Genomic DNA, 24,819 nt, shown 5'->3' on the forward strand with positions numbered 1-24,819 from the left:
GCGTTGGTTTATCACGCGACGGGAATCAACGGCAGGTCCAGCGTTTCAGTGCCGGTATAGCGCGTCATGGAACCGGCAACGGTTTCATGCGGTACTCCCTTCGGCACCGCACTGACCCCGTCCAGCCGCGACAGTTGGTCAGCACTCAATTGCACTTGCAGTGCGCCCAACGTGGCGTCCAGTTGCTCACGCGTGCGCGAGCCCAGAATCGGGATCAGCGCGGTGGTCGAACGTTTGGCCTTTTCTCGAAGCCAGGCAATGGCCACGTGCGTCGGGCTGGCGTCCAGTTCTGCAGCGACGGCGAGCAACGTGTCGAGGAGGGCGGTTTCACGGGCGCTTTTCTCTGCATGGATCAGCATGCCGAGCTTGGCGGCACGGTTGTCGCCATCGTTATTACGGTACTTGCCGGTGAGAAAACCACCCCCCAGCGGCGACCATAATGTGGCGGCCAAACCCAATGCTTCAGCCATGGGCAGTTGTTCGCGTTCGGCAGTACGTTCCGCCAGGCTGTACTCGATCTGGATCGCTGCAATCGGCGAAAATCCGCGAACCTCGGCCAGCACGTCAGCGCGAGCGATGCGCCATGCCGGAAAATTGGACAGTCCTGCGTAGTGAATCTTGCCGGCGCGCACCAGGTCATCGAAGCCGCGCAAGATCTCTTCCATGGGCGTCACGCCGTCACTCATGTGCGCCCAGAACAGGTCGAGGTGGTCTGTATTGAGGCGTTTCAGACTTTCCTCCACGGCGCGCACCATGTTCTTGCGGTTGTTACCGGTGTGAGAAACGCCTGCCGATGGTGTCGTTCCCAAGGTGTATTTGGAGGCGATTACCAGGTGATCACGCTCGGAAGCAATGAACTCGCTGAGCATCACTTCCGACTGTCCGGCCTGATAGCCGTTTGCGGTGTCGATAAAATTGCCGCCTGCTTCCAGGTAGCTGTCAAAGATCCGTTTCCCTTCCTCGCGCTCTGCGCCATGCCCCCAACCGGTGCCAAAATTGCCACCGCCTAGCGCCAGCTCGGAAACCCGCAAACCGGTTTTACGCCCGAAAATTTTGTAGTGCATGGGAATCACTCCTGTAGGAACGCGACGCTTACCATTTAGATGTCTTTCATCATGTATTTAATATGATGTGAGTAATATATTCCGTCAAGGTGTCATTACCGGCGAATCCGCTCAACGGCAGTCATGGCATACTGCCGCGCATGAATCTCGAATCTCCGCTCAGCGCCTGGCAACGGGCCATCGAACAGAAAGGTTTCGTCCAGGACGAAGCCCAGGAACATGCCGTGTGGGCGTTGCAGAAATGCTACGAAGCCTTGCACGAGGGGCGCGCGCCGATCACCGGTGTTTACCTTTGGGGCCCGGTCGGGCGCGGCAAGACCTGGCTCATGGACCAGTTTTATCAAAGCCTGAGGGTCCCGGCCCGACGTCAGCACTTCCATCACTTCATGGGTTGGGTGCATCAGCGGTCGTTTCAGTTGACCGGCACGGCTGACCCGCTGCAGGCCTTGGCCCGCGAGCTGGCCGAAGAAGTGCGGGTGCTGTGTTTCGATGAACTGTTCGTCAACGACATCGGCGACGCGATCATTCTCGGACGCTTGTTTCAGGTGATGTTCGAGCAAGGTGTGGTGGTGGTGTGCACATCCAACCAGCCACCCGATCTGCTGTATGCGGACGGCTTTAACCGGGATCGGTTCGTGCCCGCCATCGAAGCCATCAAAAAACACATGCAAGTGGTCGCCGTGGATGGCGGCGAAGATCACCGACTGCACCCAGGCACAGGCTTGCAACGTTATTGGGTAGCTGAGCCAGGTAAACCCGGGGCGTTGAGCGAGGTATTCAAGACGCTGACGGTTGGCCAATCAGTTGCAAGCGACCCGGTCAAGGTTGGCTATCGCTCGTTGAGCGTGGTGCAAGCCAGCGCAACCGTGCTGTGGACGCGTTATGCCGACCTCTGCGAGCAACCTTTTGCGGCGATGGATTTCATGGCGTTGTGCGACGCTTTCAGCGCTATTCTTTTAAGTGACGTGCCAAACCTCAGCGCGCAAAAGCGTGAAGGGCGCATTGCCCGAGGCACTGAAGACGCGGCCGTACAGGTGGAGGCCGGTGATCGCGAACTGCCGCAGTTGTCGGTGCATGACGACGGCGTTCGGCGGTTTATTGCGCTGGTAGACGAATGCTATGACCGTAAAGTGCCGCTGTACATAGAGGCGCAGGTGCCCATGACTTCGCTTTACACGGACGGTTATCTGGAATTCGCGTTTCGGCGCACCCTGAGCCGGCTACAGGAAATGCAGTTGCAACGTTTTGCCGAGAGTTGAAGTCGGGAGAAGCGCATGACTCACGCTCTGTCGCATCATTTGCTGACCATGGCCTACCAGAATGCCTGGGCCAACCATCGTCTCGCCAAGGCCTGGACGCAGCTCACTGCTGATGAGCTGGCAGCGCCGCGGGTCAGTTTCTTTCCCAGCGTTGGCGCGACTCTCAAGCATATTTTGACCTGCGACTGGTTTTACGTGGATGCACTGGAACGTGAACTGCGCGGGGATGAGCCGCATCCTCATTGCGAGGTTTTTTTCTCCACCGGGCAACCGTGCTCAACCGGCACAGAACTCAAGCGTGAGCAGGCATTGGTCGACCGTCGCCTGATCGCCTATTGCGAGCAAATGCGCGACCCGGACCTGGTAAAAGTCGTCACCATTGCCCGTGAAACGCCGCAGCATGACAGCCGTTTACGCATGCTGTCCCACCTGTTTGAACACCAGATTCACCATCGCGGCCAAGTGCATTCGATGCTGAGCGGTACGTCGGTCAAACCGCCGCAGCTCGATGAGTTTTTCTGTGTCGGCGAGGCCCATTTACGGGCCCAGGACTTTGCCGAGCTGGGTTGGACCGAGGCCTTGATCTGGGGCTCCGGCATTTAGAATTTGCAGCTTGAGCGACCCTCGCGATAGGGTGGACGACCTTACTTTTAGTGTGATCGAGAATGGAAATGGAATCCGCGGACATTCAGGTGTTTCAAGCCAATTACGCCGACCCGGTGCACGCCGAGGCTATCAGCCTGGTGTTGAACCACTATGCCGAAGACCCGATGGGTGGCGGTCACTCTTTGCCTGCTGAGGTGTTGGCACAACTTCCAATCGAGCTGGCCAAACGTCCCCACGCATTTAGCGTGCTGGCCTTTGTCGGAGGTGTGCCTGCGGGGCTGGTCAATTGCTTTGAAGGGTTTTCGACGTTTGCCTGTAAGCCACTGGTCAACGTGCACGATGTGATGGTCGTAAAGTCGTTTCGAGGCTTGGGCCTGAGCCAGCAGATGCTGCAAAAGGTCGAAGAGATCGCCCTTCAGCGTGGGTGCTGCAAGATCACTCTGGAAGTGCTTGAGGGCAATGACGTTGCACAGGCGTCCTACAGCAAGTTTGGTTTCGCTGCCGGCATGTTCGACCCCGCGCACGGCCGAATGCTGTTCTGGACCAAACCCCTGTAGGAAATTACGAAGACGCCATCGCTGGCAAGCCAGACTCCTACGGTTCGGGGGGGATGCTGGGTCAGATGTCTATAGCGCAGAACCCGTAGGAAACCGGCTTGCCGGTGATGGCGATTTCAAAGACGCCATCGCTGGCAAGCCAGGCTCCTACGGTTCGGGGTGATGCTGGGTCAGATGCCTATAGCGCAGAACCCGTAGGAAACCGGCTTGCCGGTGATGGCGATTCCGAAGACGCCATCGCTGGCAACCAGACTCTGCGGGCGCATTTTTCGTCATTACGGTTTGTAGTGTTCTGTCACTTGCGCGGTTTGATCGTTCGGCACGCGGACTTCCGTGGTTTTGCTCGCGCTGGCATTACTTTGTGTGTGCAAGGTCTCGAAGTAATAGTGCATGCGTTCTGCGCCACCCTCGGCGAAAGCAGCGGTCGAGCCCAGCATCATCAGCCCGGCAAGGATCAGCGTCGTACGTTTCATGGTGTGCCTCCAACAACAGATTTCGGGTGCTTGTCGTCCATGCAGCAATGACGAGGCAACATTATCTGCCGAGGCGGTTAACCGGGAATTAACGGTGGTTATGCGCTGACACAGGAAAAGGGGCCGGAACCGGCCCCTTAAGGTATTACTGCTGGACCACGGCGGGCGGCACTTTGGGCTTCATCAAGCTGAAGTCAATCAGTGGGCGTTGCTGGCGCTCGTATGGGTTACCAATCAACAATGGGCGGGCCTTGAAGCTGTCGCTGACCAGGCTTTTGCTGCGGTCGAGCTCATCGAAGCTCAACCCGGCCAGATCAGCCCACGTGTGAATCAACTGCGAACTGCTGTACGGCCGGCTCAAGTCAGCAGCGAAACTCCAGTCGTGGGTTTCGCGCCACTTCGGCGAAGCCCATGCCATGAACGGAATGGTGTACATCGGCGCGGTGGGTTTGTTTTCGTTGCGCCCCAGGGTGTTATGGCCAGCGGAATCGAACACATCTTCACCGTGGTCCGAGAGGTACAGCAGGAAACCGTTCGGATCAGATTTCGAGTAGTCCTTGATCAGGCTCGACACCACGAAATCGTTATACAGCACGGCGTTGTCGTAGCTGTTATAGGTAGGCACCTGATCGTCGCGAACGCCGTCAGGCACGCCTTTGCGATCCTTGAACTTATCGAAGGTGGACGGGTACCGATACTGGTAGCTCATGTGCGTACCCAGCAAGTGCACAACAATCAGTTTGCGCGGTGCGGCGTCGGCCAGGGCCTTGTTGAACGGCTCGATCACATCGCCATCGTATTGGGCAGCGTTCTGGTTACGGTTGTTGTTGAGGTACACCTGCTGATCGGCCTGTTCGGAAAAGGTCGTCAGCATGGTGTTGCGCTTGGTCATGGTCTGTTGATTGGTGATCCAGAAGGTTTTGTAACCTGCCTGTTTCATCATGCTGACCAGTGACGGCGTGGTCAGGTACAAGTCCGGGTTCTCTTCGTCGGCGAACGTCAGTACCTGTTGCAGCGCCTCGATGGTGTAAGGGCGCGGGGTAATGACATTGTCGAAGATCGCCAGTTGGTCCTTGAGTTTGTCGAGTTCGGGCGTGGTCTCGCGTGGGTAGCCGTACAGGCTCATGCGCTGACGGTTGGTCGACTCGCCGATCACCAGTACTAGCGTCGCAGGCTGATTGGCCATCGAATCTTTCAGGTTGTGCAACGGCGGTATCTTGCTCGCGCTGTCGAGCATGTCCTGCATGCCGGCCAACGTATCGAGATAACGATGGTAAGCCACGGCCATTTGCCAAGGCACGGCGGGTTCGATACGGGTTTCGAACTTCTCGAAACCTTGGGCGAAGCTGCCCATGCGCGCGGTTTGTTTGATCAGCGGGTAGCCGATCACGGCAACCAGGATCACCGTGGCGGCAATCAGCGCACGGCCACGAGGCATGTACACCGGGCGCAAACGTGTCCACAGGAAGTAAGCGAACAGGGTGTGAGCGAGGAACGCCGCCACCATCCACCAGGCAAAATACTGGGTCATGTATTCGCCGGCTTCAGAGATGTTCGATTCGAACATGATGAAGATGACGCTTTGCGAAAATTCCTGCTGATAGATGAAGAAGTAGCCAAGGCTGGCCATCGAGCAGGCCCATAACACCACGCCTATCAGTGCGGCCATGACCCGGGTGTGTCTTGGGAACAGCAACATCGGTGCGAGCCAGATCGCGCTCATCACAAAGGCCTGGCGGAACCCGCTGAAACCAGAGGTGCCCGTCAGTTGAATCAGCAGTTGGGTGATTCCGGAGAAGTACCAGAAGAATACAAACAGCCAGATAAACCCGGCCCAATCAAAACCTTTCGCAGACGTATTGCTGCGTTTGAACAAAGCCATTCAGCGCTCCAACCTGATGATCATCAGCCGATGGCACTTCGCATTTTCCCGACGAACGGGCTGAGCGTAGACACCAAACGGCCACAATGAGCCGGAGTATCACCAAATGTGTGTGAAAACTTTGTTAGTTGCAACGAATGTTAAAGCACTGAATCGTAGCGGAAACAGCGGTGCGCTGTTTCCGGTTCGAGCGAGGAGGTGTCAGGCGTGCGGAGCGCGCTGGGTGATCGGCAACGGCTGGGCCTGTTGGCCTTGTGTGAGCTGACGCAGTTGCGCGAGTTCCTGTTTCAGCAGGTCGCGTTCTTCTTTCAACTGGCGTAATTCGTCGCGACGGATCGTGACGTACAGGGTTTGTGCTGGCCGTGCTGCTTGTACTGTACCCATTGCTCACCTCGCAAATGGCGTGTCTCAACTGTAGATCGCTCCCCGACATCGGGCAGTTACCTACTATCGGCGCCAATTTTGATTTCTTTTGCCTGCGAAGGGAACTTTTTTATTTTTCATGGTCGGTGTGTCTTCTCTGCGATAACCGACGTTATCAATCAGGATCGGGCACAATGCCCGGAAACTTCAACCCAGCGCTCTGGACTAACCTTCATTGGTCGCGTTGGGCTATAACCTTTGACACACTTTTTATTTGCAGTAGGGAGCATCAGCACATGCAACTCGGGATTATTGGACTGGGCCGCATGGGCGGCAATATTGCGCGGCGCCTGATGCTCAACGGTCACACCACCGTTGTTTATGATCGCAATGCCGCCTTCGTCGAGACCTTGGGCAAAGAGGGCGCTACCGGCGTCGCCGATTTGCAGGCCCTGGTGGCGGGTCTCGCCAAACCACGCGCAGTGTGGGTAATGCTGCCCGCCGGTGGGCCAACCGAAGACACCATCGACACCCTGAGCACCTTGCTTGACGCCGGCGATACCATCATCGATGGCGGCAACACCTTTTATAAGGACGACATTCGCCGTGCTAAAACCCTGACGGAAAAAGGCCTGCATTATGTTGACGTCGGTACTTCTGGCGGCGTCTGGGGCCTGGAGCGCGGCTACTGCATGATGATCGGCGGTGAAGCCGATGTGGTTAAGCGTCTTGACCCGCTGTTCGAAAGCCTGGCACCGGGCCTGGGCGACATCCCGCGTACCAAGGACCGCCAATCGGCGGATGACCGTGCAGAGCGCGGCTACATCCACGCAGGCCCTGCGGGTTCCGGGCACTTTGTGAAGATGATCCACAACGGCATCGAGTACGGAATGATGCAGGCCTTCGCCGAAGGCTTCGACATTCTGAAAACCAAATCCAGCGAAAACTTGCCGGAAGACCAGCGCTTTGACCTCAACGTCGGCGACATCGCCGAAGTGTGGCGTCGTGGCAGCGTGGTGTCCTCCTGGTTGCTCGACCTGACCGCCGACGCGTTGGCCAGCGACCCTAAACTCGACGGCTATTCCGGTGCTGTGGCAGACAGCGGTGAAGGCCGCTGGACCATTGAAGCGGCCATGGAGCAATCGGTTCCGGTCCCCGTGCTGTCGAATTCGTTGTTCGCCCGTTTCCGTTCCCGTCAGCAAAGTACTTACGGCGATAAATTACTCTCCGCCATGCGCTTCGGCTTCGGCGGCCACGTAGAGACTCCGAAAAAATGACCCAGACGATCCGCAAGAAATCCAAGGTAGAACCCGCTCCACCGACCACGCTGTTTCTGTTCGGTGCCCATGGTGACCTGGTCAAGCGTTTGCTGATGCCGGCGCTGTATAACCTGAGTCGCGACGGTCTGCTGGGCGATGGATTGCGGATCGTCGGCGTTGATCACAACGCCATCAGCGACGAAGCCTTTGCGCAAAAGCTCGAAGATTTCATCCGCACCGAAGCAGCGACCAAAGTGGGCAAGGGCGATACTGCCCTTGACCCGGATTTGTGGGCGCGGCTGGCCAAAGGCATCAGCTACGTCCAGGGCGACTTCCTGGACGACAGCACTTATCAAGCGCTGGCGGCGAAAATTGCCGACAGCGGAACCGGCAATGCCGTGTTTTACCTGGCAACTGCGCCACGTTTTTTCAGCGAAGTGGTACGCCGTCTCGGCGCTGCCGGTTTGCTTCAGGAAACTCCCGAAGCGTTCAGAAGGGTGGTGATCGAAAAGCCATTCGGTTCCGACCTGCAAACGGCCGAAGCCTTGAACGCCTGCTTGCTCAAGGTCATGAGCGAAAACCAGATCTATCGCATCGATCATTATCTGGGCAAGGAGACCGTGCAGAATATTTTGATCAGCCGTTTCTCCAACAGCCTGTTTGAAGCGTTCTGGAATAATCACTACATCGACCACGTGCAAATCACCGCCGCCGAAACCGTTGGCGTGGAAACCCGTGGCAGCTTTTATGAACACACCGGCGCCCTGCGGGACATGGTGCCCAATCACCTGTTCCAATTGTTGGCGATGGTCGCGATGGAGCCGCCGGCAGCGTTTGGCGCCGATGCGGTGCGCGGCGAGAAGGCCAAGGTCGTGGGCGCTATTCGTCCCTGGTCGGTGGATGAAGCACGGGCCAACTCGGTGCGCGGCCAATACGCAGCGGGTGAAGTCGACGGCAAGTCGTTACCCGGTTATCGCCAGGAAGGCAATGTAGCGCCCGACAGCACCACCGAAACGTACGTTGCACTCAAGGTGATGATCGACAACTGGCGTTGGGTCGGCGTGCCATTCTATCTGCGCACCGGTAAGCGCATGAGCGTGCGCGATACCGAGATCGTTATCTGCTTCAAACCCGCGCCGTATGCGCAGTTCCGCGATACCGAAGTCGATGAGTTGCAACCGACTTATCTGCGTATTCAGATTCAACCCAACGAAGGCATGTGGTTCGACCTGCTGGCCAAGCGGCCAGGCCCTGCGCTGAATATGGCCAACATCGAGTTGGGGTTCGCCTACAAGGATTTCTTTGAGATGCAGCCGTCTACCGGCTACGAAACCCTTATCTACGATTGCCTGACCGGTGATCAAACGCTGTTCCAGCGTGCCGACAATATCGAAAACGGTTGGCGTGCCGTGCAGCCGTTCCTCGACGCCTGGCAACAGGATTCGAGTGTGCAAAGTTACCCGGCAGGCGAGGACGGGCCGCAGGCGGGCGAGGACCTGCTGACCCGTGATGGCCGCGTTTGGCATAGCCTCGGATGAGTAACGCTGCGCATCAACCCATCCGTTTTTTGCTGTGTGACATGGACGGCACGTTGCTGTTGCCCGATCACAGTTTGAGCCAGCGCACCATTGACGCTGTTCATGCGTTGCGTAAGGCCGGCGTGCTGTTCAGCCTGGCCACGGGCCGCCCTCCGAAAGCCATGTTGCAGCAGATCGAGGCCTTGGGCGTCGATTTGCCGACCGCAGCGTTCAATGGCGGCACCATCACCAAACCGGATGGCAGCCTGTTGGTCGCGCATTATTTGCCGGCGACCGCAGCCCTGACGGCATTGGCACTATTTGCCGACCGGCCGGACATTGAAATCTGGGTGTTCAGCGGCGGCGACTGGCTGCTCAAGGATCCGCACGGGCCGATGGTTCCCAGAGAGCAACATGGCCTGGGTTATCCGCCGGTGGTGGTGGAGAGTTTTGAACCCTACCTTGAGCGCATCGACAAGATTGTCGCGACCAGCAATAACACCGACCTGTTGATCGAGCTGGAAGCGCTGTTACTGCCAACCGTCGAAGGGCAGGCACAGGTCTCGCGTTCGCAGCCGATTTATCTGGATGTGACCGCGATGCAAGCCAACAAAGGTGCGGCGCTGGCGACACTGGCCGAGTATCTGGGTGTGCCGCTGCACACTACGGCAGCCATGGGTGATGGCGGAAATGACCCGGCCATGTTTCATCGCTCGGGGTTATCGATTGCGATGGGGCAGGCCGAAGAAACGGTGAAACGTCAGGCTGATGTGGTGACCGGCGCTAACACCGAAGACGGCGCGGCTCAGGCAATTGAGCGGTATATCCTGGGCGCGGGTTAGCCGCGTTATGGCGCCGCGTCATGGCCGTTGAGATAGCGCATCACGATTGCGCGGTAGTTTCCGTCCAATGAGTAACCGCCCACCACGATTGCGCCGTCGGCCTGCACCGCTACTGAAGTAGCGGTGTCGAGGCTGCGCCCCAACCGGGTTCGCACCCAGCCATTGCCGTCGCCAAAGCGTTTGTCGAGGTTGCCGTCAGGCAAGTAGCGGGCGATAAGAAAGTCGGCTTCAACGCCGCCAATGGTTGCTCCCACCGTTAACACGCATCCGTCGCTTAAGACTTGGGCAGCGCTCCATTGGCAGCCACTGTGGCCGATTTCCAAAAGCTGCGGCAGACCCGCGTTCCAATGCATATCTGCACGGCCATTGCCGTGTATTTTCAGTGCCATGCAATGCATGGGGTCACGGCTGCTGCCGTAACACAGCAGGTCGCCGTTTTCCTGTTGGGCAATCGCGCTGACCTGGGTGTTGTGTCCATGCGCCTTGAAGGTCATGAAGCCGTCCAGGGCAAAATGATCGTCCAGGCCGCCATCGGACTGATAGCGGGCCAACAGGCCTTCCTCTGGAAAGTTGATCGAGCCGCCCACCAAAATTCGACCGTCAGGCTGCACCAGCAGGCTGCTGAGCCATGTGTTCATCAGCAGATGGCGGACGATCACGAAGCCACGACTGTTGAAGGTGCCGTCGAGCGAGCCGTCTGCATTTAGCCGTATCAGCAGGCCGACATGATCGGCCAGTTCGAAATGATGGTTGGCCAGCAGCACGATTCGATCGTCCTCCTGCACGCAGGCATCACAGGCTTCGGCGCCCGGGACGCCTGGCGGTAACCAGGTGTCGCGTAAGCCCATCGATAAGTCGCCCGCCAGCCGCACCACGCAACACCCATTATTGCCAAAGCCTGCGACTGCGTTTCCCTGTGGGTCGAACATCGCCAGCGCGGGCAATGTTCGACGCGCATTTTCGTAGTGCAGTCCAACCATCAGAATGTGCCCGTTGGGCAATACGATGATTTTGCCTGCGGTGGCTTCAAAGCCCGGCTCGAACTGCCCCAGAACGCTGCCGTGATGACCAAACGAGAGGTCGGCGGATCCGTCTTCAAGCAAGCGGGCAATGCCAAACCAGCTACCGTCAGGCATGCCGACTTTCGCAGCTATCAGCAACTTGCCAAACGAATCCACGGCGATGCCATTCACCAGGCTTGAAGTGCTGCCTGCGAAGTACACCTGAGTGATGCCGTTTCCGGCAAAGGAGGGGTCGAGTTTCCCGGAATTATTCTGGGCTATGGGTAAGGCGAAAACGTTCTGGTTTGACATACACGCATCTCCCTGCGAGTCGTCCATATCCAGTGGCGGGTGGCGACTTTATTAGCAAGCCATTCAATCCCTGAATACCGAAGTACACAACTGACTGAAATAACAGGTGGAGGGTCGTTGTGTGCCAGAACAGTGTCTTTTCGAACCACTGCAAAGCGTGCCAAGTAGTTGGCAGCGTTAACGTACAAATAGCAGGCGTCATCAGTGAAGTAGTAGCGTGGGCTACTGACTAATAACGTCGGGGAGGGCGCGGATTACACGCTAGTAATCCGCACAGAACTTAGTGCGGCATTTTCCACGAGTGCAAGGTGTAACCTTCCTGGCTCAACTCGGCGCGTGCTTGTTCAAGCAGCATCTCAAGTTGTGCGGGATCGGTATAAGCACTGCTCGGGATTTGTGTGCGACCAATGTTGCACTGGGTGCGGTCGATGACGGTCAGGCTGAGTTCGCCGTTACCGTCTTGTGGGGCCCAGGCGACGCATTGGAACGGCAGGAATGCGCGGTCGGCAATCAAAAGAGCTTCGTTGATACGGAGCGGGGCGGTCATGGGGTCTTCTCTCTATATGCCCAATCAAGTGATGTGCCGTCGGTTGGGCTTACCGTTCGGCTGGTTACTTGTACTGATGCCCTCAACCGGGGTTCGGGTCACACTTGGGCAGAAAAAATTTTAACTTTCTTTTATACGTTCAACCGTCGTACAGGGTTTGAAAGCCTGGTGAAAGGAAGAGTCGTTAGGTAACTATCAAAGTCACTTCTTATAACTAGTTAACGCGTAGCCCTATAATCAAACGGTACAAGGCGCTGTCAAATTCTTGCTAATGTTACAGCCAGGTCTGCCAAATGACTGTTTTTAATAATATTTCCCATATTTTGGCGCCAAGGAACAGTCATGATCGAAGCGCCCGCGTTACGACGTCTATTGGTAGTGGATCCTTGCGACGACTGCCATCGCTTGCTGCCGGGTCTGCGCGCTGTTGGATGGGACGTTGACAGCTGTACGCTGGAAAATGCCGCTGACAAAACCTGCGACGTGGGTTTACTGCGCTTACAGCCTTATCACCTGGAACGACCGGATGCGGTCAAGGAGCTGATCAGCCGCAGCGGTACCGAATGGATTGCCGTTTTGAATCAGGAAGTGTTGCGCCTGCAGAACGTCGGGGACTTTGTTTGCGAGTGGTTTTTTGACTTCCATACATTGCCTTTCGATGTCTCCCGGGTGCAAGTCACTCTCGGCCGTGCGTTCGGCATGGCGCGTTTACGCGGGCAAGGAACGGTTCACATCGACCAGCCTGAGCATGAACTGCTCGGCGACAGCAAACCGATTCGGGAACTGCGCAAACTGCTGAGCAAATTGGCGCCCACAGAATCTCCGGTATTGATACGTGGCGAAAGCGGCACCGGCAAAGAGCTGGTTGCACGCACGCTGCACCGCCAGTCTCAACGGCACAGCAAGCCTTTTGTTGCGATTAACTGCGGGGCGATCCCTGAACACTTGATCCAGTCGGAACTGTTCGGCCACGAAAAGGGTGCCTTTACCGGCGCGCACCAGCGCAAGGTCGGAAGGATCGAGGCGGCACATGGCGGAACCCTGTTTCTCGATGAAATCGGTGATCTTCCGCTGGAGTTGCAGGCGAATTTGCTGCGTTTCTTGCAGGAAAAACACATTGAGCGCGTCGGCGGCAGTCAGCCGATCCCGGTGGATGTTCGAGTATTGGCGGCGACTCACGTCGATCTTGAAGCCGCTATCGAGAAGAAACGCTTTCGTGAAGACTTGTACTACCGACTTAACGTCTTGCAGGTAATTACCGCGCCATTACGTGAGCGCCATGGCGATTTGTCGATGCTTGCCAATCATTTTTCGCATTTCTACAGTCATGAAACCGGTCGGCGCCCGCGCAGTTTTAGTGAGGATGCGTTGATTGCGATGGGTAAACATGACTGGCCAGGGAATGTGCGTGAGTTGGCCAACAGGGTTCGTCGTGGCTTGGTGTTGGCTGAAGGACGGCAGATCGAGGCAAGGGACCTTGGCTTGATCAGTCAACAGGCAGTCACCTCGCCGATGGGAACCCTTGAGGACTATAAGACGCGTGCCGAGCGCCAGGCATTGTGTGATGTGCTGAATCGTCACAGTGATAATTTGAGTGTGGCGGCCAGGGTCTTGGGTGTTTCACGGCCCACTTTTTATCGGTTATTGCACAAACATCAAATTCGTTAGCCCTCCCAATCGCCATCACCGGGAAGCCGGTTTCCTGCGGGTTCGCGTTAACGCCATCCATTTCGGCAGGCCGCCGAGGGTTTTCGTTGAAGGCATCAAGCAAAAGACCCGCCACGATTAAAGTCGTGGCGGGTCTTCACTTTGTTAAACGCTTTTAGAAGTAGTAAGGGAATTTCAGGCTGAACGTGAAGTCTGGCGCATCGTCTGTCATGCCGATCGACAAGTTGGGCACAATCGTCAGGTTGTCGGTGGCGGCAATGGTCATCCCGATATTGAAATACCCGGCGTTGGCGTCACTGGACACCACCGACTGCCAATCCCCACCGTCCTGTTTCAACTTGCTTTTGCGCTGCACCAGGTCAGACACCGAGAACGACATACTCATCTTCTCGTTCAGTGCAAACGCAACACCGGCACCGATCTGGAAACTGTCGCCTATGCGCACCTCCCCGGGTGTCTTCTGGTTGACGGTAGAACTGATGTCATCGAACGATTCCTGCAAATTGTGCGTGTAGGAAAGGCTACCGAACAGTACCGCTGGATCGTAGGTTTTAACCAGAGAGATACCCGGCGTGATCGACCACACGCCGTTGCCGGTGGGCAACGTATCGGGCACGAACAGGTTGTTGTTGGAGTCGCTCGCGCGCAGCTTGATACCGAACGGGTCTTTGCCGGTCGGTGCCTTGACGCGCAGAGTGACGACGGCATCCGGCGAGTTGACCGACTCGTCCAGGAATTTGTAAGCGATGCCAAAGTTGACGTCGCCGATGGTCGGGTCTCGCGTGACGTCGTTTTCGGTCGTTACGCCGCTGGCACCACCGTTGCCGCCACCGGATTGATACGTCGAGTCGCGATAAACCACCGGCACGTTCACGTCGAACTGCCAGCGATTGTTGAAGTTGTAGCGGCCCGTGAGGTCAAGCGTCCAGGTATCAGCCTTGATCCGGTCCAGGTTGATGTTGCCCAGAAAGATCGAGTCCAGTGCAAGGAAGCCGTTGAGAATCAGCTGGCGGGTGTCGTACCGGGAGTAGGTGATACCGGTTTCGAAGCTGAACTTGCCGCCACCGAAGAACCCGCTGGCCTCATCGTAAAGGTTGGAAACGCTTTGCGCCGGCTGAGAGTCATCAGCCAGCGATTGCCCGTAGGAACTACCACCACCGCCTGCGGCTCCCCCTGAAGCCGCTTTGGCACCCGTACCGGTTGCCACTTGTGCGTTGCCTTTCATGTCTGCTGGCGACTTGGCCAAGCGTTTGGGTTGTGGTGTGGCTGGCTGATCTTCAACCTGGCGGACTCGCTGTTCGAGTACCGCCAGTGCTTTTTGTTGTACTTCGTATCGTTGCTTTAATTCCAGAAGCTCCTGTTTCAGGGTCTCTATATCCGCATCGGGAGCTGCTTGCAGCATCGCTGCCGGAAATAGAGTGCTCAAACATACAACTGCCCGCAGTGATACTGATCGGTACATGAAATAAGCCGTCCCTTTAAGCCCAGTGGTCGAGAATCAGCGTAGTTCAATATCCCAAGCTGCGTAGTCCTTTAAGTTGCGTCAGATTGGCGTCCATTGCGCCGGCGCTGGGAGCATTATTGTTAAGCATCACGTTGAGTTGCGTCATGTTGTTAACCAGATTGCTACTGCCCAACAGACGGGTGTTCTGCAGCAGGCCGCCCTGGGCTATCTGGTTCATCGCGGTGCCTTGGTTATTGTTGGCCAGGATTGCCATTTGTACGCCGCCGCCCGTTGCAGAGACGGCAATGCTACCGGCGGCATTGCTACCGGAAATGGTTTGCCCGGCCATCAACGCCTGACCTTGTTGGGGAACCAGTGCGGGCGCCGTGCTGCCTTGCGTGACGTTGATACCAACATTGTTGTAAGCGCTGTTGCTGTCGCCAGCAGCGCGCACACTTTGGGTAACGCCTTGGGTCGTGTTCAAGCCAGCGCCGCCAATGACGTTGCCGGTGCCTTGGCCTGGCGTAGCGCCATTCCCGGCCTCGCTGAAAGTGGATACGTAAAATTCTGGTTTGATGGTTGCTGCCTGGATCTGCATGGACGTGGTCGCCCCGATCAGATCACCGCTGGCGTTGCGCCAGGTACTGCTCATGACAATACCGAAGCTGATAATCCGCCCCGGCATCACGTAACGACCGCGAAGTTGTGAAAGTTCCTGATCTTGCAATTCGATGGGTGTAAAACCGTTGGCGTAGCCTGAAGCGCTCGCTGCCAGGCAGGCGGCGGCCAGCCAGTATGAGGTTTTCATCTGCTGCTCCCGGAGCATCCTGCCCCAAAATAATCTTCTGGCGATTAAAAGAAGTCGCTCTGTATGAAGCCAAAGTCCATCAATTCAGCGTCTCTGACAGGGTTGAAGTTATCCAGCTTGTTTTTGGCGGTCAGGGGTTCCGGTGGGCTGCGTAATGCGTTTGCCTTGTCGTAACCAGGACCGACCACAGCGAAAACAATGCCATTCCAACCTTTGACAAAGTCATCGTGGGAGAAACGTTTGTGACCAAGTACCGGGTCGCCGATGTAGACCCATTTCTTGTCCGCCCGCTGCAACACCACGAAGTGCTTGTAGCCGCGAATTTCCATCAGTACCACCACCGGAATAGTGACTGCGTCGAGCTTTTCTGGCGGAATTTTGTAGCCACGGGCGCGCATGCCGATGCTTTCTATGTAGCGCTTCATGTCGAGCATGGAAAAACCTTGAGTACGAACAAGGTTCTGGTCAGCGTTGACCAGCATGCCTTTGATGATGTGCTCCTCATCGACGTCGAGCCAATAGGCCTGGCGCAAGACCGTTGCCAGAGCGGCGGCGCCGCAACTGAAATCGGTTTTTTGTTCGACGATGTCGCTGAACTTGCGCTCGCGCACACTCTGAACTTGCTTGTACACCAGCACGCCACCCGGCAAGGCAGCCACGGGCATCTGTGCGGCCTGCGTCAGGCCAGACAAGCAGATGAGTGCAAAAAGGGCAGTTTTACGCATGATCGATACGCCTTTTCGGACTGTGGAAAAGCCCCGTTGCCGGGGCTTTCATTTCGATCGCGATTACATGCTGGTTTTGGTACCAGCCGAGATGGACAGCGAGTTGCTTTGTTGGTTGCCCACACCAGACGAGATGTTGGCGCCGCCGTTGCCGGAGAAGCCGTTCATCGAGTTGGTCATTGTTGCAGTGTTGGTTACAGGGTTTTTCCAGCCATCGGGGGTCATCACTTGTTGAGTGGTTACGCCGGCCAGGCCGAATACACCTACAGCAACAAAGTCAGACTTGTCGCTGCCGCCGTTGTTGCCACCGTTACCGCCGTGGCCTCTGTCGTTGCTGTTGCTCCAACCGCCATTACCGCCGCCATGGCTGTCTTCACTGGTTGCAGTACCTGCGGCGACGAATACGCCGGCGGCATTGATGGTGCCTGTAAGGGTCGTTGTTTTGTAGGTTTGAGTGGCGTTGTTGGCAACCACCAGCCCACTGGTGCTTTGGTTAGCCGACGCAGCAGCTTGTGCTACACGACCGCCCGATACAGCGATAGCCAGGTTGTTTTTCTGTTGGTTGAAGTTGCCGGCAGTGACGTTGATGCCGATATTGCCGGAACCGCTGTTACCTGCGTTGTTAAGCGACGCAGCGTTGGTGTTGGAGTAGTTGGCAACCTGGTTTCCAGCGTTGTATTGAGTGGCGCTGGAGGCTGCAACAGCCGTACCAAAAATGAAGCTTTCGTCAGCAGTAGCGATAGCAGCCGCGTTGTCTTGTTGGTTGCCGTCACCGGCTGCAACGTTGGCGCCCATGTTGCCGTTGGAACCGTTCAGAGAGCTGTCGACTGCAGCACCATTTTTGGTGCCCAGGTTAACCACTGAGTTGCCAGAGTTGCTTTGTACGTCCAGCACGGAGGCCCCAGCACCCGCGCTGATCTGCAGAAGTTGCTCCAGCGTTGGACCTTTTGGTGGAGGAGGCTGGTGGCCATGGCCGCCATTATTGCCATGATCGTCATTGCCGGCCTGTGCTGCCATTGCCATCACTGCTGCCAAAGCGAAAACCAGTGGTTTAAGTGCCATTGTAGGTTTCATGGTGTTTCTCCGTGCTTATTAGTTGGTTAAGTGTTGGTACTTTCTAATCGCACTGCGTTTTGGGTCAGTCAGCGACCCGGATGCTCAGGGTGTTAGCCATTCGGTTCCCCACCCCGGCACTCTGGTTCACCTGAATTACTCCCCGGCTGCCGGTGAAGGCCTGGTCGCTGGTAACGACCTGGCGGCTGCCTTTTGAAGCATCAGTTGCTCCTGAGCTTGGTAACAACGCCACGTTCTGTTGAGACAGGGCGCTATCGTCAACGCTTTGCGGCTGAGCACTGATGCTGATGCGCATGGCGTTGGCCATCTGGTTGTTAGCCCCGGCGCCCTGGTTGACTCCCAGCACTCCGTTGCCATTACTGAATGAGGTGCCGCCGATGGTGGCCGTCGCGTTCATCGACGGGTTGGCGGGTGTATTAAGACGCTGGATCACGCTGGTGGTAGCGTTGGCTTCGGTGCCAATGGCGATAGCGCGAACGTTGGTTTGCTGCTGTTGATCACCGGCCGCCTGGTTGACGCTGAGATTGCCTTTGTACTGGCTACCCGAGTTCTGAATACTGGCGCTGTCGACAGTGCTGACACCGGAGTCGGCCATGGCGCTGGTGCAGCCGAGCACGGCAAGTAAAATCAGGGAGCGATGCATGTCATTGCCCTCCAGCCAGTCTGCCTAGTGGCGCAAGGCCGGTACTCAAGGCGCGGTTGATGGTTCCCGAGATCGCACCGCCGGTGCCATTACCGTGGGCTGCATTCATGCCAGGCATGCCGTTGGGATTGGTCACCACGTTCATGCCGGGCATGCTGTTCTGGTTGATGTTGTTGACGCGGATGGAAGAGCCGCTGGCAATGTTGGCGAAGTCGCCATCGCTCAGTTCGGTACTGTTAAGGGTTGAAGTGATCTGTGACGAAGGGTTGGCATTCACAGTGGTCGGATAGGGGTCTTTACCGCCGTTGCGGCCGATAGCCACAGGCTGGACATCGCGATTCAACACGATCACGCCATTGCCGTCGGCATAGGCATTGAAACTGGTTACCGAGACGACGGCACATCCGATCAGCAGTAGGTGTGTCACACCTTTATTGAAAGTCCCCACGGCGCAATTCCTTCTTATTGTGGGCTGGCCCTAGTCAGCGTTGTGAAGGAGATAGCGAAAGCTGTGCCGTTTTTTGAATAGCGATTTAATTCAACGGCTTAGAAAATATGCCGAGAATCGTTGCTTTTTAAGTGTTCCAGGTTTGAGACGGTACGAAGGCCTGATGGCCTTGAAATACGCTCGAAACGCTCTGGATCAAGCGTTTGCGGGGGGGTGTATCATCAGGTTGACAGGACAGCCGACCAGAGAAGGTAGAGCGTTGAAACCGGCTGTTTGCGAGCAGCCGGGTGTTTCAAGGGTGGACACTTTTTATTCGAAATTGCGGCGCGTCATCAGAAAAACCCTGTAAATGCGCAGTTATGAAGGCAATAACAGCGTTACCGCCTCAAAGGCGAGTCGCCGACGCTCGGCCCAATCGCCTTGTACTATTTGAACGGTTTGCCCATGGCGCTCCAGCCATTGCAGGGTGGCGTTGAAGAAGGCCCGTCGTTCATTCAGGTCAGGCTGACAGCGTTGACCATCGTCGGTCCAGTCAACGTTTTCGGGGGACAACAGCAAGTGCAAATCGTAATGGCGAGCCAACAGTGCGTGCTCGATCCATGGTGGGCAATCACCGAACAGGGTCTGGCTCCACAGAATGTTGCTTAACAGGTGGGTATCCAGAATCAGCAACGGTGGTTGCAGGGCACGCGCCGCGTCCTCCCACATCAACTGCCCGCGGGCAATGTCCGTGATGTCCTCCAGGCAGGTGTCGCGAGGGTTCTGTTCGATGAACCAGCGCACGTATTCGTCGACCAACACGGCGCCGAAATGCGTTTTAAGCTCAGCCGCGAGCCAGCTTTTGCCGCTGGATTCAGGACCGGTGAGTACCAGGACCTTCATGTGCGCAATGCCGGATCGGCGCGCCATTCACGAAACCCCTGCACGGCGATCAGGGTAAATAGCGCGTAGAGCCCTGCGGTTAGGTACAGGCCCTTATAGATGAAGAGGCCGACGAAAATCACATCCAGCGCGATCCACAGCGGCCAGCATTGCACGCGCTTTTGCGCCATCCAGAGTTGGGCGACCAGGCTGAAACCGGTCAGCGCGGCGTCCAGCCAAGGCTGTGCGGCATCGGTCCAGTGCGCCATCGCGGCCCCCAGCAACACGCTGCCGATGGCGCCAATTGCCAAGCTGAGCACGATGGATTTTGTGTCGAGCCGGCTGACTTGCCGCCCTTGCTGAGCCTCACCCGCACGCGTCCATTGCCACCAGCCATAAAGCTGCAATGCGGCGTAGATAACCTGCAGCAGCATGTCGGAATACAGCTTCACTTCAAAAAAGATCCAGCTATACAGCAGCACCATGACCAGGCCAATCGGCCAGCACCAGGGGTTCTGTTTAACCGTCAGCCACACCGCAATCACGCCTAAGGCTGCAGCAAACAGTTCAAGCCCGGACATGGGGGTTCCTTGGGTAAGTCGAAGAGGGGGCGGATTGTAACCACAGAGGCATATCGTGGCGAGGACGCTTGCTCGCGCTCGATTACATAGCTGGCGTAATGCCCAACATCGCGGCAGCGTTTATCAAACTTGTCTGATAGGATTTCCGGCCCGCATGGAAAAACCTGAGTCCAGGTTGATTTTTCACGGAATTTTTACGGTTTCGTGTGGATCCTGTGCGCGCCAGACGTCAGCTACGCTGATCGCAGTGAACGCTCTAAAAAATATTATCGGGGCATGCCGCGTGCATAGCTTCTTGGGGGATTGATGGATCTTTGGACCGCCTTGCAGGCAGTGATTCTTGGTGTTGTAGAAGGGCTGACTGAGTTCTTGCCCATTTCGAGTACCGGACACCAGATTATCGTGGCCGACTTGCTCAACTTCGGCGGCGAACGAGCCATCGCATTCAACATCATCATTCAGCTCGGGGCGATCCTGGCGGTGGTGTGGGAATTTCGGCGCAAGATTCTTGATGTAGTGACCGGTTTGCCGACGCAGCCAAGTGCTCGTCGCTTCACCGCCAACCTGCTCATTGCGTTCATGCCGGCAGTGGTGTTGGGCGTGATTTTCTCCGACTTGATTCATGAGTACCTGTTTAACCCGATTACCGTCGCTGCGGCGTTGGTCGTGGGCGGGGTCATCATGTTGTGGGCCGAGAAGCGTCAGCATGCGGTGCACGCTGAGACGGTCGATGAAATCACCTGGAAAGATGCGTTGAAAGTCGGCTTTGCGCAGTGCCTGGCAATGATTCCCGGTACTTCGCGTTCCGGTTCGACCATTATTGGTGGCCTGCTGTTCGGCTTGTCGCGCAAGACCGCTACCGAGTTTTCGTTCTTTTTGGCAATGCCGACCATGGTCGCGGCGGCCGTGTATTCCGGTTTCAAATACCGGCACCTGTTTGTACCGGCAGATTTCCCGGTATTCGCGATTGGCTTTGTGACGGCGTTCATTTTCGCGATGATTGCGGTCAAGGCATTGCTCAAGTTCATCGCCACGCACAGCTACGCGGCGTTCGCCTGGTACCGGATTGCATTCGGGTTGTTGATTCTGGCGACCTGGCAGTTTGGTTGGGTCGATTGGGCAGCCGCACGCGCATGAACGACGGTGGCGCACGCAGCATTCCCCGGCGCAAGTCCGGGGGACAGGTGCAGAATCCTCGGCTGAAATTGCTGATTTTTGCGGTGGTGTGTGCGCTGCCTTTATATGGTTCCTTGTCGTTTTGGTGGCGCGCGATTTCCGTGATTCCCCTGGCGGCCTACGGTGTGATCAGTGTGCTGGCGTTTTTCCTGTACTGGCGCGATAAACGCAAAGCACGCGAGGCCCATTGGCGTACACCGGAGAACGTGTTGCACGCGGTGGAACTGGCAGGTGGCTGGCCGGGCGCGCTGATTGCCCAGCAGCTGTTCCGGCACAAGACCCGCAAGATTTCCTTTCAATTGATATTCTGGGCCATCGTGCTGATGCACCAGGTGTTCTGGATCGATCAGTTGTTTATTGGCGCGCAGTGGTCTTCATTGTTCTGAGCGCTCAAAGCAGCAGCCCCACTTGAGTGCGCTTGGGCAACCTGCTCACCACCAATTGGTGTGAACGTTGCAATAAACCTTGCAGTTCTTCGGCGCCCAACGGGTAGGGCGTTTGCATGATGATCCATTGCGCACGTGCCAGATAAGGCGCCGGGTGAATTCCTGGGCGGTCGCAATGCCCCAGAAACAAATTCTTGTCGACCTTGAACGCCAACGACTCGCCACGCAGGTTCTGCAGCGCGAACATCTTGTTTCCGGCAATCGAAAACACGCGCACACCTCCCCATTTATAGTCTTCGCGTGCGCCGGGCAGCCCCAGGCAAAATGCCGCGACCGCTTCTTCGCTCATGCGTCCAGCCTTCATAACAGTCGGTCCCCGCAGGCATTGAATGATTCGATCAAATGGTCGAGCCAGGCGCGCACGGCCGGCATCACTCCGCGTCGATGCGGGTATACCGCTTGCAGCCAGCCACCGGGCAACGACCAGTCGGGCAACAATTGCACCAGCGAGCCATTTTCCAGCTCCGGCTCGCAGTACATCATCGGCAACATGGTAAAGCCCTGGCCGGCGAGTGTGCAGGCCTTGCGCACGATAAAGTCGTCGATGCCCAACCTTGCCTCCAGGGCCAGCTCGACGCTCTTGCCCTGCTGATCAAGCATGCGGATGTGCACCATTCGGTCGGGCTCAAGTGCGCCCAGTACCGGCAGGTTTTTCAGGTCTTCCGGGTGATTGATTTCGCGCCCCTTTAGAAAGGCCGGGCTGGCGACCATCGCCATTTGCGCCTGTCGCAGGCGTCGCGTGACCAGCAGCGGGTCTTCATCGCCCAATTCCCGTACCCGCAGAGCGACGTCAACACCTTCAGTGACCAGGTCGACGCGGCGGTTGATCAGCAGCACCTCAAGTTGCACTTTGGGAAATTTCTCGAGGAAGTCGCTGATCACCGACGGCAGGATTTCGTGCGCCAGGCCCACCGGGCACGACACGCGCAATCTCCCGCGAGGTTCACTGGACATGCTGGCCACGGCTTCGTCGGCCATTTCGGCCTCCAGCAACATCGCCTGACAGTGCCGCAGGTAACGCTCACCGACCGCCGTCAGCTTGAGTTGCCGCGTAGTGCGTTGCAGCAAACGTGCACCGAGGCGTTCTTCCAGTTCAGCAATGCGCCGCGATAATCGCGATTTGGGAATGCCGAGCAAGCGCCCGGCCGCCGCAAAGCCGCCAGCTTCGACGACTTTGGCAAAATAGTAGAGATCATTGAGGTCTTGCATGATGAGTGTCCAGCCGTTCTATCAGTGGGACGAACTATCGCATTGTTGCCGGCTAATCAGCTATTGGTTTCACCTGTAGGATTCTTCTCATCAGGTCGCCGGGTGGCGATCCTCACCTTGGAGATCCCTTATGAAACTGTTGCATATCGATTCGAGCATTCTGGGTGACAATTCGGCATCCCGTCAGTTGAGCCGCGAAGTCGTCAACGCCTGGCAAGCAGCCGAACCTTCGGCGGTCGTGACGTACCGTGACCTGGCCACTGACGCCATCAGCCATTTCTCGGCACAAACGCTGGTCGCTGCGGGCACCTCCGCCGAACTGCGCAACGCCGCGCAGCAGCATGAAGCCGAACTGAGCGCCACTACATTGGCCGAGTTCCTGGCCGCCGATGCGGTCGTAATCGCCGCCCCAATGTACAACTTCACCATTCCAACCCAGCTCAAGGCCTGGATCGACCGCATCGCCGTTGCCGGTCAAACCTTCCGATACACCGAAGCGGGCCCTGAAGGCCTGTGCGGTGGCAAGAAATTGGTGATTGTGTCTACCTCGGGCGGCTTGCATGCCGGCCAGGCTTCGGGCGTGGCGCACGAAGAATACCTGAAGCTGCTGTTCGGCTTCCTTGGCATCACCGACATCGAGTTCGTTCGTGCCCAGGGCCTGGCGTACGGTGACGAAGTGCGCACCAAGGCCATGAGCGATGCTCACGCGCAAATCAGCGAGCAATTGTTTGCCGCTGCGTAAGGCTTTCGTAAAGTCTTTAAACTGAACGAACAGCACCCAAAAAACTCTGTATTCTGAATACGCAAGTATCAGATACGGAGTTTTTTGTTTCTGCCCATTTCTGATGATGTCAAAATTGTGGCCCGGGTTATGCAGTAGAGGGTTAACGTCTCCGGTCAAGTAACAAGGTTGGGCATCCCATGGTGCGTCTTTGTGCAACATTACTGATTTGCCTGCTCAGCAGCCTGAATTCAGTGCACGCCGCGCCTGCGCCACGCCCGCATTGGAGCGTCGGCTACCACGAAATGACCTTTCTCGATCCATTGGATTTGCAACCGATGCGCGCCATCGCGTTCTACCCGTCGAGCGAAACTGAACACACCAGTAAACTTGAGGGTTACACGGTCGAGGCGGGCGCAGACACGCGTGTCGCTATTGGCCGTTTCCCGATGTTGATGCTGTCTCACGGCAATACCGGCACCCCGATCGCGCTGCACGATCTCGCGACTTCACTGGCGCGCAAGGGTTTTGTGGTGGTGGCGGTGATCCACCCCGGTGACAACTCCAAGGATCACAGTCGCCTCGGTACTTTGAGTAACCTTTACGGGCGGCCTATCCAGATTTCCGAAGCCATCACTGCCACCTTGGGCGATCGCATGCTGGCGCCTTACGTCAACGCTGATCAGGTTGGCGTGATCGGCTATTCGGCGGGGGGTGAAACGGCGTTGATTTTGTCCGGCGCGACACCCGATCTGGATCGTTTGCGGCGTTACTGCCAGGAACGCCCGGATGATCGCGATGCCTGCAACACCAAGGGCGAGTTGATCGTTGATCGTGATGACTTGCAGCCCGTGGCCGACCCGCGCGTGCATGCCCTGTTGCTCATGGCGCCATTGAGTTTGAAGTTTGGCCGCCACACGCTGGCTGACGTGCATGTGCCGGTGCTACTGTATAGCGGCGACGGCGACAAACTGGTGGCCTTCGACAAGAACGCCGCTGCACTGGCGCGCAAACTGCCAACGGCCCCCGACTTCAAGTTGCTGGCCGGTGCCGGGCACTTTGTGTTCATGGCGCCTTGCAATGCAGAGCAGATTGCTGCGATGCCGGCGTTATGCACGGACGCCGATGGCGTTGATCGCGAAGACATCCATCGCAACCTGATCTCCGAGGCCGGTCGGTTTTTTTCGAATGCACTGGGCAAGCCGAGCAGGGCGGGCATGCAAACCGCAGATCAGTAGCGGTGGGCGCAGGCTTGCTCGCGAATGCGGTTCTTCATTCAATACCAATAAGGCTGACACGCCCCTTTTGCGAGCAAACCCGCTCCCACGTGAAG

General features: G+C 57.0%; 27 protein-coding genes. 11 read left to right on the forward strand and 16 right to left on the reverse strand.

Features of this window, described 5'->3' with window-relative positions:
- Nucleotides 1-11: 11 nt before the first annotated feature.
- Nucleotides 12-1,064 carry an aldo/keto reductase gene (locus tag ACQR3R_RS06115; RefSeq protein WP_428271119.1) on the reverse strand — a complete coding sequence of 351 codons (1,053 nt, stop codon included), beginning with the start codon at nt 1,062-1,064 and terminating at the stop codon, nt 12-14.
- A 140-nt stretch (nt 1,065-1,204) separates the two neighbouring features.
- Between ACQR3R_RS06115 and zapE the strand changes: the two genes are divergently transcribed.
- From zapE to ACQR3R_RS06130, 3 genes are all read left to right on the forward strand, one after another.
- Nucleotides 1,205-2,323: a cell division protein ZapE gene (gene zapE, locus ACQR3R_RS06120; protein ID WP_428271120.1), complete on the forward strand. Its 1,119-nt coding sequence runs from the start codon at nt 1,205-1,207 to the stop codon at nt 2,321-2,323.
- Between the two features lie 15 nt (nt 2,324-2,338).
- The gene (locus ACQR3R_RS06125) at nt 2,339-2,926 is read left to right on the forward strand and encodes a DinB family protein (RefSeq protein ID WP_428271121.1); all 588 of its coding nucleotides are present in this window, start codon (nt 2,339-2,341) and stop codon (nt 2,924-2,926) included.
- A 68-nt stretch (nt 2,927-2,994) separates the two neighbouring features.
- Nucleotides 2,995-3,486: a GNAT family N-acetyltransferase gene (locus ACQR3R_RS06130; RefSeq protein ID WP_428271122.1), complete on the forward strand. Its 492-nt coding sequence runs from the start codon at nt 2,995-2,997 to the stop codon at nt 3,484-3,486.
- Nucleotides 3,487-3,761: 275 nt separating this feature from the next.
- Here ACQR3R_RS06130 and ACQR3R_RS06135 read toward each other — a convergent pair whose 3' ends face one another.
- The 3 genes from ACQR3R_RS06135 to ACQR3R_RS06145 form a co-directional block, all read right to left on the reverse strand.
- Nucleotides 3,762-3,959: a hypothetical protein gene (locus ACQR3R_RS06135; protein WP_428271123.1), complete on the reverse strand. Its 198-nt coding sequence runs from the start codon at nt 3,957-3,959 to the stop codon at nt 3,762-3,764.
- Nucleotides 3,960-4,104: 145 nt separating this feature from the next.
- Nucleotides 4,105-5,841 carry a phosphoethanolamine transferase CptA gene (locus tag ACQR3R_RS06140; RefSeq protein ID WP_428271124.1) on the reverse strand — a complete coding sequence of 579 codons (1,737 nt, stop codon included), beginning with the start codon at nt 5,839-5,841 and terminating at the stop codon, nt 4,105-4,107.
- Between the two features lie 201 nt (nt 5,842-6,042).
- Complete coding sequence (locus tag ACQR3R_RS06145; RefSeq protein WP_428271125.1) at nt 6,043-6,225, reverse strand: DUF6026 family protein; 183 nt, start codon at nt 6,223-6,225, stop codon at nt 6,043-6,045.
- Between the two features lie 275 nt (nt 6,226-6,500).
- On the opposite strand from ACQR3R_RS06145, the gene gnd reads away from it, so the two are divergent.
- From gnd to ACQR3R_RS06160, 3 genes are read left to right on the forward strand one after another with little or no spacing between them, the layout of a single operon-like run.
- Nucleotides 6,501-7,481, forward strand: coding sequence for a phosphogluconate dehydrogenase (NAD(+)-dependent, decarboxylating) (gnd, locus tag ACQR3R_RS06150; RefSeq protein WP_428271126.1), 981 nt, complete (start codon nt 6,501-6,503; stop codon nt 7,479-7,481).
- Nucleotides 7,478-9,001: a glucose-6-phosphate dehydrogenase gene (gene zwf, locus ACQR3R_RS06155; RefSeq protein WP_428271127.1), complete on the forward strand. Its 1,524-nt coding sequence runs from the start codon at nt 7,478-7,480 to the stop codon at nt 8,999-9,001. Before gnd ends, zwf begins: the two co-directional genes overlap by 4 nt.
- A complete protein-coding gene (locus tag ACQR3R_RS06160) occupies nt 8,998-9,822 on the forward strand; it encodes a Cof-type HAD-IIB family hydrolase (protein WP_428271128.1) in 825 nt (274 codons plus the stop codon). The genes zwf and ACQR3R_RS06160 overlap by 4 nt, the downstream gene beginning before the upstream one ends.
- A 5-nt stretch (nt 9,823-9,827) precedes the next feature.
- Here ACQR3R_RS06160 and ACQR3R_RS06165 read toward each other — a convergent pair whose 3' ends face one another.
- Together ACQR3R_RS06165 and ACQR3R_RS06170 are read right to left on the reverse strand one after the other, a co-directional pair.
- Nucleotides 9,828-11,135, reverse strand: coding sequence for a hypothetical protein (locus ACQR3R_RS06165; RefSeq protein WP_428271129.1), 1,308 nt, complete (start codon nt 11,133-11,135; stop codon nt 9,828-9,830).
- A 280-nt stretch (nt 11,136-11,415) separates the two neighbouring features.
- Nucleotides 11,416-11,682, reverse strand: a complete 267-nt coding sequence (locus tag ACQR3R_RS06170; protein ID WP_428271130.1) for a hypothetical protein — start codon at nt 11,680-11,682, stop codon at nt 11,416-11,418.
- Between the two features lie 342 nt (nt 11,683-12,024).
- On the opposite strand from ACQR3R_RS06170, the gene ACQR3R_RS06175 reads away from it, so the two are divergent.
- The gene (locus ACQR3R_RS06175; protein ID WP_428271131.1) at nt 12,025-13,350 is read left to right on the forward strand and encodes a sigma 54-interacting transcriptional regulator; all 1,326 of its coding nucleotides are present in this window, start codon (nt 12,025-12,027) and stop codon (nt 13,348-13,350) included.
- A gap of 154 nt (nt 13,351-13,504) precedes the next feature.
- Here the strand turns inward: ACQR3R_RS06175 and ACQR3R_RS06180 are convergent, their stop codons facing one another.
- The 8 genes from ACQR3R_RS06180 to pnuC all read right to left on the reverse strand — a co-directional run bounded on the left by ACQR3R_RS06180 (nt 13,505) and on the right by pnuC (nt 19,934).
- Nucleotides 13,505-14,776: a hypothetical protein gene (locus ACQR3R_RS06180; protein WP_428271132.1), complete on the reverse strand. Its 1,272-nt coding sequence runs from the start codon at nt 14,774-14,776 to the stop codon at nt 13,505-13,507.
- A gap of 82 nt (nt 14,777-14,858) precedes the next feature.
- Nucleotides 14,859-15,602 (reverse strand): hypothetical protein, encoded by a 744-nt coding sequence (locus tag ACQR3R_RS06185; protein ID WP_428271133.1) that lies wholly within the window; start codon nt 15,600-15,602, stop codon nt 14,859-14,861.
- Nucleotides 15,603-15,646: 44 nt separating this feature from the next.
- Nucleotides 15,647-16,327: a cysteine peptidase family C39 domain-containing protein gene (locus ACQR3R_RS06190; RefSeq protein WP_428271134.1), complete on the reverse strand. Its 681-nt coding sequence runs from the start codon at nt 16,325-16,327 to the stop codon at nt 15,647-15,649.
- A gap of 63 nt (nt 16,328-16,390) precedes the next feature.
- Entirely contained in the window at nt 16,391-17,401 is a 1,011-nt protein-coding gene (locus ACQR3R_RS06195; protein ID WP_428271135.1) for a hypothetical protein, read from the reverse strand.
- A gap of 64 nt (nt 17,402-17,465) precedes the next feature.
- Complete coding sequence (locus ACQR3R_RS06200; protein WP_428271136.1) at nt 17,466-18,044, reverse strand: hypothetical protein; 579 nt, start codon at nt 18,042-18,044, stop codon at nt 17,466-17,468.
- Between the two features lies 1 nt (nt 18,045).
- Nucleotides 18,046-18,492 carry a hypothetical protein gene (locus tag ACQR3R_RS06205; RefSeq protein ID WP_428271137.1) on the reverse strand — a complete coding sequence of 149 codons (447 nt, stop codon included), beginning with the start codon at nt 18,490-18,492 and terminating at the stop codon, nt 18,046-18,048.
- A gap of 357 nt (nt 18,493-18,849) precedes the next feature.
- Nucleotides 18,850-19,401 carry an AAA family ATPase gene (locus ACQR3R_RS06210; RefSeq protein WP_428271138.1) on the reverse strand — a complete coding sequence of 184 codons (552 nt, stop codon included), beginning with the start codon at nt 19,399-19,401 and terminating at the stop codon, nt 18,850-18,852.
- Nucleotides 19,371-19,934: a nicotinamide riboside transporter PnuC gene (gene pnuC, locus ACQR3R_RS06215; RefSeq protein WP_428271139.1), complete on the reverse strand. Its 564-nt coding sequence runs from the start codon at nt 19,932-19,934 to the stop codon at nt 19,371-19,373. Before pnuC ends, ACQR3R_RS06210 begins: the two co-directional genes overlap by 31 nt.
- 306 nt (nt 19,935-20,240) lie before the next feature.
- Here pnuC and ACQR3R_RS06220 point away from each other — a divergent pair, with 306 nt between their 5' ends.
- Both ACQR3R_RS06220 and ACQR3R_RS06225 read left to right on the forward strand, forming a co-directional pair.
- Entirely contained in the window at nt 20,241-21,071 is an 831-nt protein-coding gene (locus tag ACQR3R_RS06220) for an undecaprenyl-diphosphate phosphatase (RefSeq protein WP_428271140.1), read from the forward strand.
- Nucleotides 21,068-21,496, forward strand: coding sequence for a DUF1294 domain-containing protein (locus ACQR3R_RS06225; RefSeq protein ID WP_428271141.1), 429 nt, complete (start codon nt 21,068-21,070; stop codon nt 21,494-21,496). Before ACQR3R_RS06220 ends, ACQR3R_RS06225 begins: the two co-directional genes overlap by 4 nt.
- Before the next feature lie 4 nt (nt 21,497-21,500).
- Here the strand turns inward: ACQR3R_RS06225 and ACQR3R_RS06230 are convergent, their stop codons facing one another.
- Entirely contained in the window at nt 21,501-21,845 is a 345-nt protein-coding gene (locus tag ACQR3R_RS06230) for an MmcQ/YjbR family DNA-binding protein (RefSeq protein WP_428271142.1), read from the reverse strand.
- A gap of 11 nt (nt 21,846-21,856) precedes the next feature.
- Complete coding sequence (locus ACQR3R_RS06235) at nt 21,857-22,765, reverse strand: LysR substrate-binding domain-containing protein (protein ID WP_428271143.1); 909 nt, start codon at nt 22,763-22,765, stop codon at nt 21,857-21,859.
- Between the two features lie 130 nt (nt 22,766-22,895).
- Here ACQR3R_RS06235 and ACQR3R_RS06240 point away from each other — a divergent pair, with 130 nt between their 5' ends.
- Together ACQR3R_RS06240 and ACQR3R_RS06245 are read left to right on the forward strand one after the other, a co-directional pair.
- Nucleotides 22,896-23,507: an NAD(P)H-dependent oxidoreductase gene (locus ACQR3R_RS06240; protein WP_428271144.1), complete on the forward strand. Its 612-nt coding sequence runs from the start codon at nt 22,896-22,898 to the stop codon at nt 23,505-23,507.
- A gap of 179 nt (nt 23,508-23,686) precedes the next feature.
- A complete protein-coding gene (locus tag ACQR3R_RS06245; protein WP_428271145.1) occupies nt 23,687-24,724 on the forward strand; it encodes an alpha/beta hydrolase family protein in 1,038 nt (345 codons plus the stop codon).
- Nucleotides 24,725-24,819: the final 95 nt, after the last annotated feature.

This window comes from Gordonia sp. IEGM753 (genome assembly GCF_050321825.1).
In the GTDB taxonomy this organism is placed as follows: Bacteria; Pseudomonadota; Gammaproteobacteria; order Pseudomonadales; family Pseudomonadaceae; genus Aquipseudomonas.